General features: G+C 56.1%; 18 protein-coding genes. 6 read left to right on the top strand and 12 right to left on the bottom strand.

What is annotated here, in order from left to right; all coding sequences use genetic code 11:
* Positions 1-31: 31 nt before the first annotated feature.
* The 9 genes from B3041_RS06400 to B3041_RS06360 form a co-directional block, all read right to left on the bottom strand.
* Positions 32-1,318 (bottom strand): valine--pyruvate transaminase, encoded by a 1,287-nt coding sequence (locus B3041_RS06400; RefSeq protein WP_065647871.1) that lies wholly within the window; start codon positions 1,316-1,318, stop codon positions 32-34.
* 84 nt (positions 1,319-1,402) lie between these two features.
* Positions 1,403-2,377 carry a glyoxylate/hydroxypyruvate reductase GhrB gene (ghrB, locus tag B3041_RS06395; protein WP_292970174.1) on the bottom strand — a complete coding sequence of 325 codons (975 nt, stop codon included), beginning with the start codon at positions 2,375-2,377 and terminating at the stop codon, positions 1,403-1,405.
* A 67-nt stretch (positions 2,378-2,444) separates the two neighbouring features.
* A complete protein-coding gene (locus tag B3041_RS06390) occupies positions 2,445-3,725 on the bottom strand; it encodes an MFS transporter (protein ID WP_065647869.1) in 1,281 nt (426 codons plus the stop codon).
* A 93-nt stretch (positions 3,726-3,818) separates the two neighbouring features.
* Positions 3,819-4,766 (bottom strand): sugar kinase, encoded by a 948-nt coding sequence (locus tag B3041_RS06385; RefSeq protein ID WP_065647868.1) that lies wholly within the window; start codon positions 4,764-4,766, stop codon positions 3,819-3,821.
* Between the two features lie 10 nt (positions 4,767-4,776).
* Entirely contained in the window at positions 4,777-5,523 is a 747-nt protein-coding gene (locus tag B3041_RS06380; RefSeq protein ID WP_292970171.1) for a sugar phosphate isomerase/epimerase family protein, read from the bottom strand.
* 127 nt (positions 5,524-5,650) lie between these two features.
* Positions 5,651-6,676: a LacI family DNA-binding transcriptional regulator gene (locus tag B3041_RS06375; protein WP_292970169.1), complete on the bottom strand. Its 1,026-nt coding sequence runs from the start codon at positions 6,674-6,676 to the stop codon at positions 5,651-5,653.
* Positions 6,677-6,737: 61 nt separating this feature from the next.
* Positions 6,738-7,733 carry a LacI family DNA-binding transcriptional regulator gene (locus B3041_RS06370; RefSeq protein ID WP_292970167.1) on the bottom strand — a complete coding sequence of 332 codons (996 nt, stop codon included), beginning with the start codon at positions 7,731-7,733 and terminating at the stop codon, positions 6,738-6,740.
* Between the two features lie 154 nt (positions 7,734-7,887).
* On the bottom strand, positions 7,888-8,550 hold the full coding sequence (locus B3041_RS06365; protein WP_065647925.1) for an OmpA family lipoprotein: 663 nt from the start codon (positions 8,548-8,550) through the stop codon (positions 7,888-7,890).
* A 108-nt stretch (positions 8,551-8,658) separates the two neighbouring features.
* Positions 8,659-9,219, bottom strand: a complete 561-nt coding sequence (locus tag B3041_RS06360; protein ID WP_065647864.1) for a DNA-3-methyladenine glycosylase I — start codon at positions 9,217-9,219, stop codon at positions 8,659-8,661.
* A 128-nt stretch (positions 9,220-9,347) separates the two neighbouring features.
* On the opposite strand from B3041_RS06360, the gene B3041_RS06355 reads away from it, so the two are divergent.
* The 5 genes from B3041_RS06355 to B3041_RS06335 all read left to right on the top strand — a co-directional run bounded on the left by B3041_RS06355 (position 9,348) and on the right by B3041_RS06335 (position 13,682).
* Positions 9,348-10,019 carry a hypothetical protein gene (locus tag B3041_RS06355; protein WP_065647863.1) on the top strand — a complete coding sequence of 224 codons (672 nt, stop codon included), beginning with the start codon at positions 9,348-9,350 and terminating at the stop codon, positions 10,017-10,019.
* A 99-nt stretch (positions 10,020-10,118) separates the two neighbouring features.
* On the top strand, positions 10,119-10,655 hold the full coding sequence (gene dnaT, locus B3041_RS06350) for a primosomal protein DnaT (protein WP_065647862.1): 537 nt from the start codon (positions 10,119-10,121) through the stop codon (positions 10,653-10,655).
* On the top strand, positions 10,655-11,395 hold the full coding sequence (gene dnaC / locus B3041_RS06345) for a DNA replication protein DnaC (RefSeq protein WP_065647861.1): 741 nt from the start codon (positions 10,655-10,657) through the stop codon (positions 11,393-11,395). Before dnaT ends, dnaC begins: the two co-directional genes overlap by 1 nt.
* Positions 11,396-11,487: 92 nt before the next feature.
* A complete protein-coding gene (locus B3041_RS06340; RefSeq protein WP_065647860.1) occupies positions 11,488-12,621 on the top strand; it encodes an ROK family transcriptional regulator in 1,134 nt (377 codons plus the stop codon).
* A gap of 71 nt (positions 12,622-12,692) precedes the next feature.
* A complete protein-coding gene (locus B3041_RS06335; RefSeq protein ID WP_292970163.1) occupies positions 12,693-13,682 on the top strand; it encodes a LacI family DNA-binding transcriptional regulator in 990 nt (329 codons plus the stop codon).
* Between the two features lie 40 nt (positions 13,683-13,722).
* Here the strand turns inward: B3041_RS06335 and B3041_RS06330 are convergent, their stop codons facing one another.
* Together B3041_RS06330 and B3041_RS06325 are read right to left on the bottom strand one after the other, a co-directional pair.
* Positions 13,723-14,760, bottom strand: coding sequence for an acyltransferase family protein (locus tag B3041_RS06330; RefSeq protein ID WP_065647858.1), 1,038 nt, complete (start codon positions 14,758-14,760; stop codon positions 13,723-13,725).
* A 242-nt stretch (positions 14,761-15,002) separates the two neighbouring features.
* A complete protein-coding gene (locus B3041_RS06325; protein WP_240484877.1) occupies positions 15,003-16,079 on the bottom strand; it encodes an EpsG family protein in 1,077 nt (358 codons plus the stop codon).
* Positions 16,080-16,395: 316 nt separating this feature from the next.
* On the opposite strand from B3041_RS06325, the gene B3041_RS06320 reads away from it, so the two are divergent.
* Positions 16,396-17,313, top strand: coding sequence for an alpha/beta hydrolase (locus B3041_RS06320; protein WP_349678555.1), 918 nt, complete (start codon positions 16,396-16,398; stop codon positions 17,311-17,313).
* Between the two features lie 39 nt (positions 17,314-17,352).
* Here B3041_RS06320 and B3041_RS06315 read toward each other — a convergent pair whose 3' ends face one another.
* The gene (locus B3041_RS06315) at positions 17,353-18,348 is read right to left on the bottom strand and encodes an acyltransferase (RefSeq protein ID WP_292970159.1); all 996 of its coding nucleotides are present in this window, start codon (positions 18,346-18,348) and stop codon (positions 17,353-17,355) included.
* Positions 18,349-18,477 lie beyond the last annotated feature (129 nt).

Genomic DNA, 18,477 nt, shown 5'->3' with positions numbered 1-18,477 from the left:
CTGTTCTCAGGCTGCAGGCGGTTACGGGTGCTTAAACCCGGTTCCCGTCTGAGGGTAGCGTAACGCTTTCGGCCTCGCGGAGTGCGCGCTCCAGCTCCTCCGCCAGAATCTGTACTGCACGCTCAATCTTTGCCGCTTCCGGCACATAGTTCATGCGCATGCACTGATGCGTATGCGGCCACGCCTGCTCCAGTCCCGGAAAGAAAAAGTGGCCTGGCACCATCAGCACACCGCGCGCCTTAAGACGCTGGTAGAGCACTTCAGTGGTGATAGGCAGATCGCGAAACCAGAGCCAGAGGAAAATGGCCCCCTCTGGCTTGTGGATCAGGCAGCGATCTTCGGGCAGATAGCGGCGCAGGATCGCCAGCGTCTCCGCCACTTTAGCCTGATAAAACGGGCGGATAACCTCATCAGACAGGCGCAGCAGATCGCCGCGGACAATCATTTCGTTTGCCAGCGCCGGACCAATGCTGCCGGGGGCCAGACTGATGATGCCGTTCATATTGCCCAGCGCGCCAATGGTGCTTTCATCAGCAATAATGATCCCGCAGCGTGCGCCAGGCAGGCCGAGCTTGGAAAGGCTCATGCAGAGAATAGTATTGGGATTCCACAGCGGGCGCGCTTCGCTAAAGATAATACCGGGGAAGGGCACGCCGTAGGCATTATCAATTAACAGCGGCACACCGTGCTGCTGTGCCAGCGCATCCAGCTGCAACAGCTCATCATCAGTGATCACGTTGCCGGTCGGGTTAGTCGGGCGCGAGACGCAAATCAGCCCGATATCCTCATTCAGCGGCAGATGATCGAAATCGACATGATATTTAAACTGCCCCTCAGGCAGTAGCTCGATGGTGGGCTTCGCTGAAACAAACAATCCCTCCTCGAGACCGGCGTCGGCGTAACCAAGATATTCCGGCGCCAGCGGAAACAGCACGCGCTTTTTACTGCCGTCGGCGCGGTGTCCGGCGAACAGATTAAACAGGTAGAAAAACGCACTCTGGCTGCCGTTGGTGAGCGCAATATTTTGCGCCGTGATGGGCCAGCCAAACTGCTCGCGCAGCAGGGTGGCAAGCGATGCAAGCAGCTGCGCCTTGCCGCGCGGGCCGTCATAGTTGCACAGCGCCTCGCTCAGCGTGCCATCTTTATGCATCTGCAGCAGCAGCTGATCAAAATAGTCATTCATCGCCGGGATCTGTGCCGGGTTACCGCCGCCCAGCATGATGGTGCCGGGAGTGCGCAGCCCCTCTCCCATATCTTCCATCAGACGGGAGATACCGGTGGGTTGCGTAAATTTGTCGCCGAACTGAGAAAAGGACATAGGAAGTAAAAATTTTGTGAAAGAGAATGGAGAAAACCACCATAACGCCCGCCGCAGGCGGGCGCAATGGCTAAAGCGGTCGCATCAGCGCAGAACCTGCGGGTTAACGCAGTTTTTATCCGGTGTACCGGTCAGGGCGGCGATCAGGTTTTCAACCGCATCACGGGCCATGCCGTAGCGCGTCTCATGCGTGGCGGAACCAATATGCGGCAGCGTCACCACGTTCGGCAGGGTAAGGATCTCCGCCTCAGCGGGAACGGGTTCCACCTCAAAAACGTCCAGTCCGGCCGCCAGCAGGGTGCCCGCTTTCAGCGCGGCCGTCAGCGCCTGCTCATCCACCACCGGGCCGCGACCCGCGTTGATCAGAATCGCGCCGGGTTTCATCAGCTGCAGCTGCGCAGCACCAATCATGTGGTGTGTCTGTTCGGTCAGCGGCAGACTGATACAGACGAAATCACTCTCTTTCAGCAGCGTCTCCAGATCGCAGGCGCGTGCCTGAAAACGGCTCTCTGCTTCTTCATGCTGACGGCGGGCGTTATAGAGAATATTCATGCCAAAACCAAAATGGGCGCGCTGCGCCAGCGCCAGACCAATACGGCCCATGCCCAGAATTCCCATGGTTTTATGGTGAACGTCGGTGCCAAACAGATCCGGACCGATGCTCTTTTTCCAGTTCCCCTCCTTGACCCATTTATCCAGCTCGGCCACGCGGCGTGCGGTGCTCAGTACCAGCGCCATCATGGTATCCGCTACGGTTTCGGTCAGTACCGTCGGGGTGTGCATCAGCAGCACCTTGCGCTGATTCAGCGCATCAACGTTAAAGTTGTCGTAGCCGACAGAGACCGTGGAGCAGGCGCGCAGCGCCGGCATATGCGACAGCAGCGTGTCATCGACCTTGCCACCGGAACCGATAATGCCTTCTGCCTGTGCAAAGGCGTCTGCATGCTGATGCACCGTTTCTGGTGTGACATCTTTTACTTCAGTGACGCGAAAATGGGTGTCGAGCTGGCGGCGCAGATCGTCAGGCAGGCTTTTGTAGAGGATCACAGCAGGTTTCATGAATAGCTTCCTGTAGAAATAGGTGACGGGCGGCAGGTGCCGCCCGGAGAAGTCATTTCTTACGCTTTCAGGCGTGCTTCGCCCCGGGAATTGGCGGCGTTTTGTTTGCGGCAGGCTTGACGATCAGCGTCAGCCAGACCGAAACCAGCAGGGCTGAACCCATGAAGATATAAGACGCGGCCGGGCTGCCGGTTGCTCCATTAAGATAGCCGACAATCCATGAACCGATAAAGGAACCCAGTGCGCCCATGCTGTTAATCAGCGCCATAGCACCACCTGAAACGTTGCGTGGCAGCATTTCCGGAATGATGGCAAAGAAAGGACCGTAAGGGGCATACATGGCTCCGCCGGCAATCACCAGCAGCGCATAGGAGAGCCAGAAATTGCCCGGACCTACCAGATAAGAGCCGAGGAACGCCAGGGCACCAATCAGCAGCAGCGGCCAGACAAACAGTTTACGGTTTTGCGTTTTATCTGACGCCCACGACACCACCACCATGGCGATAGTGGCGACCAGATAAGGCACCGCTGAGAGCCAGCCCGCTTCCACCATACCCATCTGCGTGCCGTTGCGCAGAATGGAAGGCAGCCACAGCACAAAGCCGTATACGCCAATACTCCAGGCAAAATATTGCATGCAAAGAATGATCACATTGCGATTGCGAAACGCTTCACTGTAGTTGCGCACCGCTTTGATATTTTCCTGCTCTTTCTGCAGCTGCGCCTGCAGCGCGGCTTTTTCCTCATCGCTCATCCATTTTGCCTGCGCCGGTTTGTCCTGCACCAGGAACCACCAGGCGATGGCCCAGATCACCGCCGGAAAACCTTCGATGATAAACATCTCACGCCAGCCAAAGGCATTAATCAGATAGCCGGATACCACTGACATCCACAGTACGGTGACCGGGTTGCCGAGGATCAGAAAGGTATTGGCGCGCGAGCGCTCCGATTTAGTAAACCAGTTACTGATATAGATCAGCATCGCGGGCATGACGGCCGCTTCTACCACGCCGAGGATAAAGCGGATCGCCGCCAGCATCGGAATGTTACTGACGATACCGGTCAGCGAAGCGCAGCCACCCCACAGGATCAGGCACCAGAAAATCAGTTTTTTTACGCTGCGCCGCTCGGCATAGATAGCACCAGGGATCTGAAAGAAAAAGTAGCCGAGAAAAAACAGCGCGCCCAGCAGCGATGACATGCCTTTGGTAATGCCGAGATCGTCATTGATGCCGGCGGCAGAGGCGAAGCTGAAGTTCGCCCGGTCCAGATACGCCAGACTGTAGGTGATAAACACGATGGGCATGATATACCACCAGCGTTTTGGCGCGATTGTCTGCGATTTCATGCGTGACTCCTCTGGTTGAGGCGGGCACATTCCGTGGATGCGCCTCAGAATAATAGTGTTGTAGGGTAAGTAGTATTGTGCCGGCGCAGTAGATCAGTAATCACCCAGCGCCGCGCGGGTGGGTAAACCTTCGCTGTCGCCCGCCACCTGAATAGCGAGCGATCCGATTTTGTTGCCGCGCAGAATCGCCTGCGGCAGCGTTTTACCTTCCAGCAGGGCACTGATCAGGCCTACGGCAAACCCGTCGCCTGCGCCTACGGTATCCACCACGTTGTCGACCAGCACCGGGGCGACCACGCCTTTTTCGCCCTGTGCCGTTTTATACCAGGCGCCGTCGCAGCCGGTTTTGATCACCACGGCTTTCACGCCTTTATCGAGGTAGAAATCAGCAATGGCTTCCGGCTGGCGATAGCCGGTCAGGATATAGCCCTCTTTTTCACCCGGCAGCACCCAGTCGGCATACTCTGCCAGCGCATTAAGCTGCTGGCGCATCTCTGCTTCGCTGCGCCACAGCACCGGACGCAGGTTGGGATCGAAAGAGATGGTTTTGCCCTGCGCGCGCATGGACTGCGCTGCATACTGCAGCAGCGCCAGCGAGGAGTCAGAGAGTGCAGCGGCCACGCCGCTCAGGTGGAGGTGGCGCGCGCTGCCAAAATAGTCCGGATTGAAATCTTCCGGTGAGAGATGGCTTGCCGCCGATCCTTTGCGAAAATATTCCACTTCCGGATCGGAGCCGTCGTCAACGCGTGCTTTCAGCTGAAAGCCGGTACGGTAGCGGGGATCCGTGGTTACACAGCGGTGATCAACGTTTTCTTTTGCCAGCTGCTGCAGCGTAAAGCGTCCGAAGCTGTCATCACCTACACGACTGACCCAGCCAACCTGCAGGCCAAGCCGCGCCAGGCCAATGGCAACGTTCAGTTCAGCACCGGCAATACGCTTGATAAAGCGCTCTGCCGCTGCCAGGTCACCGGTTTGCTGCGCGATAAACATCGCCATCGCTTCGCCAATGGTAACGACATCAAGTTGAGAATGGTGTGTCATGGCAGGCTCCTCACGCAGCACGCAGCAGGTCAACATAGTGGCGGGTTACCGCCAGCAGATCGCCGCCTTCCAGCGGAAACTCAATACCGCGCGGTGCATCAGCGGGCAGGGCGTGCAGCAGCGTGCGCCAGCTCTCATCCGCCTCATCAAGGGCGATAGCACGAAACGAGTCGCGATGCGCAACCGCCGCCTTAACGTGCACATAGCTGACATAGCGACTGAGCTGGTGAGCGGCCTGCAGCGCATCCTCGCCCGTCCAGAGCCAGTTTCCCATGTCAAATGTCATATCCAGCGGCAGCGCGGCATCGCAGGTATGGTGAAAAAAGCGCAGCATCGGCGCCAGCGTACTGTCAGCAGTCTGATCGTTCTCAATAACCAGCGTCACAGACGTAGACGCGAGGATTTCCACCAGCTGCGGGTCAGCCAGCTGAACAAAGTGGCCGATAGCGAGCTTCAGCCGCTGCGCACCGAGCTGTTCTGCTTCATGAAAAAACTGTGCCAGGCGTGGGTTGAGTGCACCATCTGCCAGCCACAGCGATTCCGGTACCGAGTAGCTGACCTGCAGCGACTGCTCACGCGCCGTCTGGCCCAGTTCCGGCAACTGCAGCAGCTCAGTGTCGCTGAACAGCTCGCGACGGATCTCAACGCCGTCAGCGCCGGCCGCTTTGATCAGCGGCAGCAGGCGGATCTGCCCGCCAAGCTCGGCAATTTTATGCGCGCCATAGGCGGCAGTCACTACAATAATTTCTGGTCTCATTACGTCTCTCCGGGCACCAAACTGCCTCCCAATCGTTAAGAAAACGTTAGATGGAACCGGTTCCAAAGGAAAGACGCAGACTGCGGATTTATGATCCTGCTCACGAAGTCAGTATCAGGTCCCGATCTCAGCGCAGCGGCTGGCTCGACCCGCGAACGATCAGCTCGCCGGAAAAAACCTGATCCCGTATGGGCGCATCGCTGCCGTCAATGCGGGTGATCACCTGTTCCAGCGCCGCATAGCCAATCTGCCACGTAGGCTGACGCAGCGTGGTGATACCGACGCCGGCCAGCGCCGCCCACTCCAGTTCATCAAACCCCAGCAGGCCGATATCTTTACCCCAGACCAGCTCCAGGCGCTGGAGCGCCCGGGCCACCTGCAGCGTCAGGGCCCCATTGGCGGCTATCACGGCGACGCGTCTGCCGGCATGCTGCTGATAGAAGTTCAGCAGCGCCTGCTCCAGAGGGGCAGGCTGATGCAGCGGCACTTCCGCATTCTCCGCCACTGCGTCCGGCGCAGCGCCTGCGGTGGCGAAAAAGGCGCGCAGGCGTTCGCGGCGGGTGTTGACGCTGCCCAGCGGCTCACTGAGAAACAGCAGTGCGTTATAGCCGTTATCCAGCAGATGGCGCGTGGCGTGGCAGGCTGCTTCCTGGTTATTCAGTCCGACGACATCGCAGGCGAACTCAGGAATTTTACGGTCGATCAACACCATCGGCAGCATTGACTGCTGCAGCCGGTTGAGCACTACCTCATGCATACCCACTGCATTAACCACAATACCCTCAACCTGATAGCTGCTCAGCAGCTGCAGATAGTGCTGCTCCAGATCGACCTCATTGTTGGTGTTACACATCAGTAGCGTAAAACCGCGGGCGCGGCAGGCGGCTTCAATACCGCTCAGCACATCCACAGAATAGGGATTGGTAATATCTGCAATGATCAGGCCAATTAATCGCGTGCGGCCGCGTTTCAGGCCGCGCGCCATCTGGCTGGGACGATAATTCAGCGCGTCAATTGCCTGTTCAATGCGGGTTTTCAGATCGGGCGAGAGAAGGTGTTCTTCCCCGTTCAGATAGCGGGAAACACTGGTTTTACCGGTATTTGCCGTGCGGGCAACATCGCTGATTGTGGCGCGTGGCGGCCTGGTTTTCATTGCATATCCCTGAGAAGTTAAATCAGGCGAAGACTACCACAGCACGCGCGGCACGCCATCATCAGGCGTCAGCGGCCAGGCGCAAAACCGGCTGCCAGAGCGTCTGTAACTCGGTAACCGGTCTGTCTGCCAGCAGCTGCAGCACCATATCTGCCACGCATTCGCCGATACGCTGCTGAGAGATTTGCAGAATCACATTAACCGGATGATCAATGATCGAGTCATGGGGCAGGCCGTCATATACGTAGAGCGCTATCGCGCCGGTACCGGAGAGCTGCTGCTGCTGCTGGAGCGCAATTGCAGCGCCCTCGCCGAGCGTGCTGCAGTCGGTGATAATGGCCTGCGGTGGCGCTGGATGGCGTAGCCAGGCGAGCGTCTGCTGCAGACCGGCACGGCGGGTGGGCGGCAGTGACGCGACAAATTCTGCGGGCTGTGCGGCAGCCTGCAGCGTATCCAGAAAGCCGCGGCGGCGATCGATGATATAGGTGCCCGGCTCATCGGTGCCGAGCCAGGCAAGCCTGCTCAGTCCCTGCTGCAGGGCGTGCTGTGCTGCCAGCTGTGCACCCGCATAGTTATCGTAATCGAACCAGGCGTAGGGCTGCGGCAGCTCACTACGGCCGAGGGTAAGAAAGCGAAACCCTTTCTGCTGCAGGCGCTGCAGGCGGGCATCGTACGGGGTGGTATGGGTAACGATCAGCGCATCAAGCGCGCCGCTGCGCAGCATGCGCAGTAAATTGCGCTGCTGATCGCGCGGTTTATCAGGCAGCAGCAGCAGGTCGATATCCTGACGCGCAAGACACCGATCCAGCGTCAGCAGCATGTCGCTGTAGTAGCTGTCGTTAAGCGAGGCAGTGCTGACGGGTAATACCAGCCCGACGGCATTTGCCCGGCCGGTTTTCAGGCGGCGTGCCGCAATGTTTGGACGATAACCGCGGCGGCGCGCTTCGTCCTGAATGCGTTGTCGTGTTGTTTCCGCCACGTCATCGTAGCCGTTTAACGCGCGACTGACGGTGGTAACAGAGAGGCCAAGAGCGGTAGCGATCGCTTTGAGTGACATGGGCGTATCCGACCGGTTAAGTTTTCGTCACGCTGGTATGATCCAGTGTAGTATTCAGACAGCGAAGGCAGTATACACACTTTTCTGGAAGGGTTTCCAGTTATTTCCGGAAGGGTTCAGAAAACCGGCCTGCGGGCGCAGGCCGGCTGGGTACTTAGTTCAGCGGGCTGAGAGTGATCTCAACGCGGCGGTTCTGCGCTTTCCCCTCTTCAGTGCTGTTGCTGGCAACCGGGTTATCCGGACCCATGCCCTGCGTACGCAGACGATTCTGTGCTACGCCCTGCAGCACCAGTGCGCTGGCCACGCTTTCAGCACGCTGCTGCGACAAACGCATATTCAGCGCGCGCGACCCGGTGCTGTCGGTATAGCCGACAACGTTAACAGCAGTTTTTGGATACTCTTTCAGCACCATTGCCACGCCGTTCAGGGTGTTAGCACCGGCCGTTTTCAGCGTCGCGCTGCTGGAGTCAAAGGTCACATTGTTTGGCATATTCAGAACAATGTTGTCGCCCTGACGGGTTACGCTGACGCCCGTACCGCGCATTTTGTCACGCAGTTTTGCTTCCTGAACATCCATGTAATACCCCACGCCGCCACCCAGCGCTGCACCAGATGCCGCGCCGATCAGCGCACCTTTTTTACGATCTTTTTTGGAGGAGGAGAGCACGCCTACTCCGGCACCGACGACGGCGCCCAGACCCGCACCAATTCCGGATTTACCCGCCTGCGATTCGCCGGTATAAGGATTGGTGGTACAACCCGACAGCGCAAGGCTGCCGCTTACAAATAAGGCCAGCGTCAGAGCACGCTTTTTCATCATCAGTCCCTCAATATACTTATGGGTAACAGTCCCGGAAAGCCACTATTATGCCGTTCAAAGATAGGGAAATTCGTGAGGCTGAATCTGAAAATGTAACTTTTTGCGTTAAAGATTATCAGGATGGCAGAAACAGGTCGTCTGATGATCGTTAATCAGCCCGCAGGCCTGCATAAATGCGTGGCATATTGTGGGGCCGATAAATTTGAAGCCGCGCTGCTTCAGGGCTTTTGAGAGCGCTATTGCCGGTTCGGAAGTAACCGGTGCCTGCCGGTAATCAGCATAATGGTGCAAAATGGGGCGATCGTTCACGAATGACCAGATAAAGCAGGGAAAGTCTTCGCCCTCTGCTTCCAGCGCCAGCAGGGCACGTGCGTTCTGGACAATCGCTTCCAGCTTACCGCGATGGCGGATCAGCCCGCTCTCCTGCATCAGACGGTTGATATCTTTCTCGTTCATCCGCGCCACGGCTGCCGGCTCAAAATCATGAAACGCCTGACGGTAGTTTTCACGCTTTTTCAGCACGGTGATCCAGGAGAGGCCCGCCTGCTGCCCTTCAAGGCAGATCATCTCAAACAGGGCGCGCCTGTCTCGCTGCGCCACGCCCCACTCCTGGTCATGATAATTCACGTAAAGCGGATCTGCTGTTACCCAGCCACATCGCTGCATGTTCTGCTCCCTGGTTCTGCTGCGGACGTTAACCGGCGAGGCTGAAAACCGGCACCAAATGAGAAGCGCAACGAGTCAGGTGAAATATACTAAGCGCGCTAATTATTTTCTTATTTGGTTACATTATAATGCGTGAACATATTACTCTTATTAGCCGCGAGATGGCGGCCTTTCTCATCAGTGGATCGCTTCTGGTTTTCTGCATGTCGATGGTATACATCGACGTCGCGTGGATGCACAACGCGCTACACGAAACGTCGTTTACGGAAATCACACAGGCAGTGATGCTGACTCTGCTTGCTGCGCTTTTCTTTCGCGCCGCGTCGCAGCGACCGCAGCAGCGCAGCGCGCTGATTCTGGTGGGCGGATTTTACAGTTGCATGCTGATACGCGAACTCGATTATCTGTTTGATTTTATTCAGCACGGTGCCTGGCTCTGGTTTGCGCTGGCGACCACTGCAGCCTCACTGGCGCTGGCGCTGCGCACGCCGGCGCAGATTCTGCCCGGCCTGGCTGCGCTGCTGCAGCACCGCAGCTGGCAGATGATGGCTGCGGGCTTACTGGCCATACTGGTGTTTTCCCGGCTGTTCGGTATGCATCAGCTCTGGCAGCAGCTGATGCTGGAAGGGTATAACCGGGTCGTGAAGAACATGGCCGAAGAGGGCTGCGAACTCTTTGGTTACAGTCTCTGCCTGATCGCATCGCTGCGCTACCTGTGGCAGACGCGTGTTACACAGCAGGATGCGGCCCGAGATAGCGTCTCGCCTGCGCTAAGCCATGCCCGTTACGCTCCGCGCTAATTCCTGCTTTTATGACGATCCCCGGTGTTAAAACAGGTACACTGTCTGTCTGGCGCCGGGTTATCTGGCGCCCCGGAATGCTCAACGTCAGGTCTCTTCATGTCCGTAAAAATCTTATCTTCAACGCTGGCCGGTCTGGACAGCTTCTGCCGCGATCCGCTTGCCGCACTGAATCAGGCCGACAATGGTACGCTGGCCGTGCTGCAGGATAACGCGCCCGCTTTTTATGCGGTTACGCCGCAGCGCCTGGCGGCGCTGCTGGCGCTGGAAGCGGCAACACAGCAGCCCAGCGATGTCGCGCTGGATGACAGTTTGTTTCAGCCGGATAGCGCAGCGCTGGCTATCCCGGCAGGTAAGTTTGCCATGTATCAGGGGTGGCAGCCCGACAGCGATTTTCAGCGTCAGGCAGCCGTATGGGGTGTGGCACTCAGCGAGCCGGTCACGCCTGCTGAACTGGCCACCTTTGTGGCTTACTGGCAGGCAGAAGGGCGGCCGTTTCATCATGTGCAGTGGCAGCAGAAGCTGGCACGCAGCGTACAGATGCACCGTGCCGGCAATGGTGGTCAGCCAAAACGCGATATTACGCGTATCGACAATACTGATTACGATATTCCCGATGGTTTCCGAGGTGAGTAATGAAAACTCCGACCAATCTTTTCAATCGCCTGAAAAAAATCATGCCGGCAGATGTGCAGCCAAAGTTTAAGAATGGTGCTGAACTGCTGGCGTGGAATCAGGAGCAGGGCCGTCTGCGCTCAGAAGCAATCGTGCGTGAAAACCGTGCCATGAAGATGCAGCGCATCATGGGCCGCTCCGGTATTCGCGAACTGCATATGAACTGCTCTTTTGACAACTATCGCGTAGAGAATGACGGGCAGCGCAAAGCGCTGATGCTGGCGCGCGAGTACGCGGCCGGATTTGAAAACAGTATTGCCAGCTTTGTTTTTACCGGCCGGCCCGGCACCGGCAAGAACCATCTGGCAGCGGCGATTGGGAATGATTTGATCATTCGCGGCAAGAGCGTACTGATTGTGACGGTAGCCGATTTGATGTCCAGCATGAAGGGCACGTTCAGCGGCGGCAGTGATATCACAGAAGAGCGGCTGCTGCAGGATCTTACTCTGGTTGATTTGCTGGTGATTGATGAAATCGGCATGCAGAGCGAGTCGCGCTACGAGAAAGTGATTATTAATCAGATTGTTGATCGACGTTCTTCCTCAAAGCGCCCTACCGGCATGCTCTCTAATCTCGATCCGGCAGGGATGAACAGCCTGCTGGGCGAGCGCGTAATGGACCGGATGCGACTGGGAAACAGCCTGTGGGTACGCTTCGACTGGGAGAGCTATCGCAGCCGCGTGCGTGGTGATGAATATTGATAGCTGAAACGCGTAAACTGCGCTGCAGCCTGCGCGCCAGGTGATGCCGGGCTGCTAAACTGAACCGTATCTCTTTGTCAGGTGAAGGTGCCATGAAAGCAGGCGGTAAAGGACCAGCGGTACTTCGACTGAATAATATGAAGCGGGTCATGACGCAGCTGCGTTCCACCCGTGTCACCTCCCGTCAGGACATTGCCCGGGCGCTGGATCTGAGCAAAAACACGGTTTCACTGATTATTGATGACCTGCTGGCGCAGGGGCTGGTCCGCGAGCTGGGGCCGGTCAGCGTAGCGGCCGCAGGGCGGCCCAAAATAGAGATCGCCCTGCGGCCGGAAAAACTAAAAAGCGCTGGCATCATGGTGGCGCGGCAGACGATTCACTGGCAGGTACGCGATTATTTCTCACAGGTCATTGCGGAACAGACGTGGCGCACCGAAACGGCCGTACCAGAGCGGCTGCTGCAGGAGCTGGCCGAAGTGTGTCAGACATTATGTGCTGCGCATCCGGAGCTGACAGGGATTGCCATTGGTCTGCCGGGCATCATTGATTCACAGCGCGGCTTTGTACACTTCTCTGCGCCACTGGGCTGGGAGAACGTGGCGGTGCTGGCGCCGCTGCAACGCTGCGTCCGCCTGCCGCTGCAGGTGCTCAACAACGTCAAGGCTGCCGCACTGCTCTCTGTACAGCAGCTGCAGCTCAGTAAGACGCAGAGCCATTTTTATCTGCGTATCGCTGAGGGCGTGGGCGGGGCGCTGATCGATCGTGGCGCGCTGTTTACCGGCAGCAGCTGGACCGCCGGAGAAATCGGTCATCTGCGGGTGCAGCGCGAGGGCCTGCTCTGCAGCTGTGGTCGCCGGGGGTGTCTTGAGACCCTGATTAGCCAACCCGCCATTCAGCAGCAGCTGAGCAAACGCAAGCCGGGCCTGCGCTGGCAGCAGGGCGAGAGTGACCCTTTACTTTTCAATCCGCTGATGAGCGAAGCAGGCGGGCATCTGGGGTTTGCGCTGAGTCAGGTTATGCAGCTGGTCAACCCGGCCTGTATTATTATTGATGCGCCGTGGAACAGCGCATCTGTTTTCAGGGATGCCGTAAAGCAGACGATGCAGGCCAGTACGCTGGCGTTCACTCACGCGCATACTACCCTCCATTTTCTGTCGCAGCGTCTTGAGCCGGCCCAGGGGCTGGCACTGGCTGTTATTGCGCAGTATGAACAGGCAGATTATTAACCCCGTGCACCACCTTCTTTGCCACATTGCTGACAGATCAGGCTAAGCCACCCCTTGTTACGGAACGCATCATGAAAACGCAGCGCATCACGCTGGATGATATTGCCACGCTGGCAGGCGTGACCAAAATGACGGTGAGCCGCTTTCTGCGCACTCCGGAAAAAGTGAAACCCGCCACCGCCGGGCGCATTGCGGCAGTGATCACTGAAATCGGGTACGAGGCAGAAAGAGAGAGTCCGGTTGCGCCGCGCGCACCGCGCATCGGCGTGCTGATCCCCTCTTTCTATAATCAGATTTTTGCAGATGTGCTGGCGGGAGTGGAGTCGGTGGCGCATACGCAGGGCTATCAGACGCTGGTGGTCAGTTATGACTACGATTTACAGCGCGAAGAGGAGCAGATTGCCACCGTGCTTGCTCTGGGTGTCAAAGGCCTGATACTGACCGGAACGGTACATACGCTGCGGGCTGAAAAATATCTGCAGGCCGCAAGCGTGCCGGTGGCTGAAGTGATGGGGCTGGGCACAGCGCCCGGGCGAATCAATGTGGGCTTCGATAATTATCGCGCCGGGTTTGAGATGACCCGCCTGCTGCTGAAGAGCGGCAAGCAGCACATTATCTATTTTGGCGCCATGTCCGATCACCGGGACGAGCAGCGCTACGCGGGCTACCGTGACGCAATGCTGCAGGCGCAGCGACCCGCGGGGCGTATTGTGCCAAAGCGCATCTCTTCTGTTTCCGCCGGTAATGAAATGATGGCGCAGGCGCGCCAGCGCTATCCGCAAATGGACGCTATTTTCTGCACTAACGACGATCTGGCCGTTGGCGTACTGCAGGCGTGTCATCAGGCCGGCATCGCCGTACCGCAGACGCTGGCGATAGCCGGTTTTCACGGGCTTGATATCGGTCAGGTCACAACACCGGGGCTGGCCAGCGTGATCACGCCACGCTTTGAGATGGGCAAAATTGCCACGGAAAGGATATTGCAGCAGAGCAGTGGTCAGCCATCAGCGGCAGAGCAGGTGGAGCTGGCTTTCCGGCTGACCCGGGGACAAACCATCTGAACCGATGCAGGCCACCCGGCGGTGGCCTGCGCAGGCTGATCTAGTCGCGGGCAGCGGCCGGCGGCACGATAGAAGGCGGCGTGTGATGCGCCCGTTTCAGGAAACGGCTTTCCAGCAGGGTCCATGAGGTCCACGCCAGTGCCAGAGTCATGACGATGGTCAGCAGCAGGCCGGCAAAGGCGTTAGCGCTGAACACACCAAAATGCTGCAGTACCTGAATAATTGGCCAGTGATAGAGGTACATGCCATACGAAAGATCGCCAAACTGGCTGATTTTTATCTCACGGCACAGGCTGGTACAGCAGAAAATCACCACTGAAGAGAACGCAACCGGCTCAATGATAAATGCATACTCGCTGCGTTTGCACAGCAGCCACGCCGCCATCGATACCAGCGTAATCATCTTCAGCCGATCAAAAGCGGGCTTGTGTACCGCCAGCAGGCTGCCAAAGAAGAAGTATGAGGAGAGGGCGACAAACTGCTTCGCCAGGGTATCTGCTTTGGGACCGCTATAGACAGAAGTAAAATAGAAGAACCAGGCGCAGGAAACGAGGAAGATCACGCCCCAGACTTTCAGCGGATTACGCTTCATCAGCGGAACGATAAAGGGCAACAGCACGTAGAGCGTCAGTTCTGCTTTAATGGTCCAGAGTGAGCCATCCATCGGCTGATTCGGGTTATCAGTAAACACCCCCGGCAGCGAAGCCTGAATAAAATTCAGAAAGGTAAAGTTTGCCACCAAATACTTAATCGTTTCACGATGTTTCAGGAAATCCATCAGCGGCAGCGTAGTCAGGCACAGGCCAATCGTAAAACACATCAGGATTACAAATATATAAGCGGGCAGAATACGCTGGGCACGCTTAATAAAATAGGAGTTCAGTGAGCGGCTTCTTAAGTAACTTTTTGCAATAAGAAATCCGCTTATTGCAAAAAATCCTTTCACAGCAAAATCGCTATTCAGATAGTGTGCAAGGAAACGAATGTCAGCATTCCTGGTGACTTCAGCTGAGTGAACCAGCAAAACGATAAAGGCGAGCGAAAGCCTGACAATATCAAAATTATTTTTTTCGTTCATATCAGTGTTCTTTTTAATGAAATGACAACGCGCTGTAACACTAATTAAAGCGCCTGTACCGGATGGTGTTCTGATTAAAAGCGTCTGGATCTGCCGTGGCAGACGTAAACTATTAGAGTTTTAAATGATAGAAAAATCAAGTGATGTATAAGGCCGGCATGATATTCAGAATTTCCCTGGTAGAGCGGAAAGGAAAGGGGATAAATTAAAAACGCTAACCGGTGGGTTAGCGTTTTTAACGATTAACGGAACAGCTGGAAGCTGCGTGAGACCTCATAGCCGACGATCGATTGCTTACTGGCCATGGTGTTGTAGTAGAGGTAGTAGAGCACCATCAGCACGGTTATCGCTACGGCAATCACCTTTCGCAGCTTTTTAGTTTCCCAGATGCAGAGCGAGATCAGCACGGGCTCAACCTGCAGCAGGTAGTTTGCCAGGCGGCCGCCAGAAGCATAGTCCTGCAGCGCCATACGCAGGCCACTGCCGATGGCGAACGTAATCGCCAGAATATAGTAAGTGTTAAATTTTGCCGGATCGGCGTTTCTGATCTTATCGCTCAGCAGCATATAGCTGAAGATAAAGACAAAACCAATGTTCTTCAGGTTAGAGAGCGTCAGAATACCCTGCTCCTGGCGCGACTCCGCATCGGCATAGCCCATGGCCCTGTCGCCGAGTGAACCCAGATGGCTGGAGAGTGCGGTAATCAGCGCCGAGCTTCCCATAAATGCCAGCGGCAGGCTGATAACAACGATCGCAATCGGCACATATTTGTTTTTGCGGATAATCATCGCCATCGGAATAAGCAGCGCGACAACAGCCGTTGCGTGGCAGAAAAACGACAGCAGAAACGTGGTCACCATACCCGATTTACTGCGACGCGACATATGCCAGATAAAGCCGAGCAGAAACGCCGAGCAGAGACCAAAGCGGATCTGGTTCATGTCTTTGTTGATAAACAGGTGCGCCGAGTAGACGGCCAGCGCGACCAGCGGCAGCGGCGTCAGCTTGCGGAAATAGTGCGCGTTAACGCATACCGCGATGAAGGCGATAACAAAGATAAAGATGTCAGCATTGGCCGTAAAAACGCGCGTTGCACCAGCAATCGCATAAATAGCAGGCTCATAGCGAAACTCGACCACGGCGCGCCAGAATCCCTCGATAATAATTTTATCGAGAAACTGTGCATAGAAGTCGCGATACTGGAAGTCATCAAGGCCGGTTCCCAGGCCACGGATGCCGCCAAAAGTAAAAAGTACTACAACAGCAATAAAATAAAGCCACGTCCTGATATGTGCTGTGTTTTCATTTTTACTTAACATGATTTCGACAATAGCGACGAAAGTCAGGCTAAGACTTATGATCCAGTAAATTCCCATGGTCACAGATTCTTATAGTTTAAAATGCACTTATAACATAGGGCTATGTTTTGGTAAACATGAGAAAAGTCTAATTTTTCCTGGCCCGGTATTTTATCAGATTACTGCCGGGATTATTATTCATCCGCTTTCTGCTATTTTCAAATTCTGCCGCTGATATTTTTCCTTTTCAGAGAGTTGCCGAGCCTCAGCCGTAAAGAAAAGGCAGAGCGCAGGCCAGGTTTGTGATTGTTTTTATTAATAATATGGAGCCAGAAGAATGATTTTTTTTCGCCTGATAAGCGCGTTTTTACTGCTTTATCTTCCACTGGCCTTTGCCGCTAAGGAAATTCCTATCTGGCCAGGCGAAAACATGACGCAAAATAAATTTATTAATTTCAGTAAAAATCCTGCTGATAATAATCGAGCCGTCACACAGGTTAATTCGCCGGAAATGATTTATGTGCCGCCAGCGGGAAAAAATAATCACACAGCCGTGCTTATCATTCCCGGTGGGGGGTTTTCTTATATTATGAAAGATCTTGAAGGCCTTAATATCGCCACAGTATTAAGCCGTCAGGGTTATTCGTCATTTGTTCTTCTGTATCGCATGCCACACGACGGCACTGCACAGCATCGCCTGGCGGCTTTTGCCGATGCGCAGCGGGCACTGCGGCTTATCCGGGCCAGCGCCCCGCACTACCATATTGCTGCTGACCGTATTGGCGTAATGGGTTTCTCAGCGGGGGCTTATCTGGCCGCGAATCTCAGTAACGATCCTGATGGTGATAACTATACGGCACAGGATGCGCAGGACAGCGTTTCAGCACGTCCTGATTTCACCGCGCTTATTTACCCGGTACTCTCCCTTAAGGATGGCGTAACGCATCCGGGCACGCGTGCCGCGATGTATGGCAAAACCATCAGCCCGCAAACCATCATGCAGCAGTCGCAGGAAGCGCGCGTCAGTGCGCATACGCCGCCAACGTTTCTCGTCCAGGCGCTGAATGACGGCACGGCTTCACCGCAGAATACGCTGCTGATGTTTGCGGCGCTGCGCGAGCACAAAGTGAAAACAGAACTGCATCTGTTCCAGCAGGGCGGGCACGGTTTTGGCACCGGACAAAAACTGAAGCTGCCGGTACGAAACTGGCTGACGCTGTTTCATGACTGGCAGAGCCACCTGGCTGACCGGTAAAAGCGGGCATGCGCGTGCCTGGCCCACCGGTCAGCGCTTTCAGCTGACCAGCTGTCGCGTATCGATACGTTTCAGCAGCATCGCCAGCAGCAGACTTCCCAGCAGCGTTACGCCAAAGACCCACGGCAGATCGAGCCAGGGTCGTGACATATCGTCATAATGGTGAGTGCGCAGATAGTGAATAAATAGCGCGTGAAAGCCATATACCGGCAGCGAATAGCGTGAAATGGTTGCCAGCAGCGGCAGCGGCCGCTGGTTCAGGCTGTTTTTAAACAGGACCAGCAGGCTGATGGCCGCGATAAAGACCAGCGGCCCGCAGTAAAGATACCAGGTGTCGTTAAAGGCGCCGTTGATTTTCAGCAGCTGTTTTGTTCCCAGTGCGATGCCCAGCACGCAGGCGATAAACACGCTACCTGCCAGCCAGCTGATCCGCCGGCCGCCTGTTTCCATACAGCCGATAGCGCGTCCGAGCAGGGCGTACAACAGGTAATAGAAGCTGTCGCCACTGACATAGAGATTGACCGGCAGCCAGCGAAAGGATCCCACTGACTGACTGACCGTATTCGGGTTGGCCACCACTGCCAGCACCACCACCAGCAGCGCCACGTAGCGTTTCTGTACCGTTTTGACCTGTATCAGCGGCGAAAGCAGGTAGATGCCGATAATCGCAAAGAAGAACCACAGATGATAGAACACCGGCTTCTGCAGCAGCTTCATAATGGAACGGCCTTCACTGATCGGCGTCAGCCAGGTGATATACGCCAGCGCAACCGCGCTGTAGAACAGCAGGCAAAGCACAATGCGTATCAGGTGCCGCGCCTGCGCGCTGCGCTCGCCAAAAAACAGGTAGCCTGAAATCATAAAGAACAGCGGCACGCAGACGCGTGAGGCAGCGTTCATCAGGTTGGTCACATCCCAGGTGATGCCGGTGACCGCCATCGGCCCGGTGATATACCAGGTCGTGGTATGGATCACGATCACCATCAGGCAGGCGACCGCGCGTAAGTTGTCGATCCAGCTAATTTTTTGCGGCATGGGATCCTCGCGTACAGATGGTGCGTGGAAGGGTAGCCGCTGTACCGCCACTCAACAACATCTGACGCCGTAATTCAGAGCCCTCTGTGCGACCAGCGCGCGCGCGACCCGCACAGCCTCAGGATTTCC

The organism is Pantoea sp. UBA4549, from assembly GCF_002387285.1.
Classification (GTDB): Bacteria; Pseudomonadota; Gammaproteobacteria; order Enterobacterales; family Enterobacteriaceae; genus Pantoea; species Pantoea borealis.
This window is presented reverse-complemented; position numbering and strand designations above follow the sequence as displayed.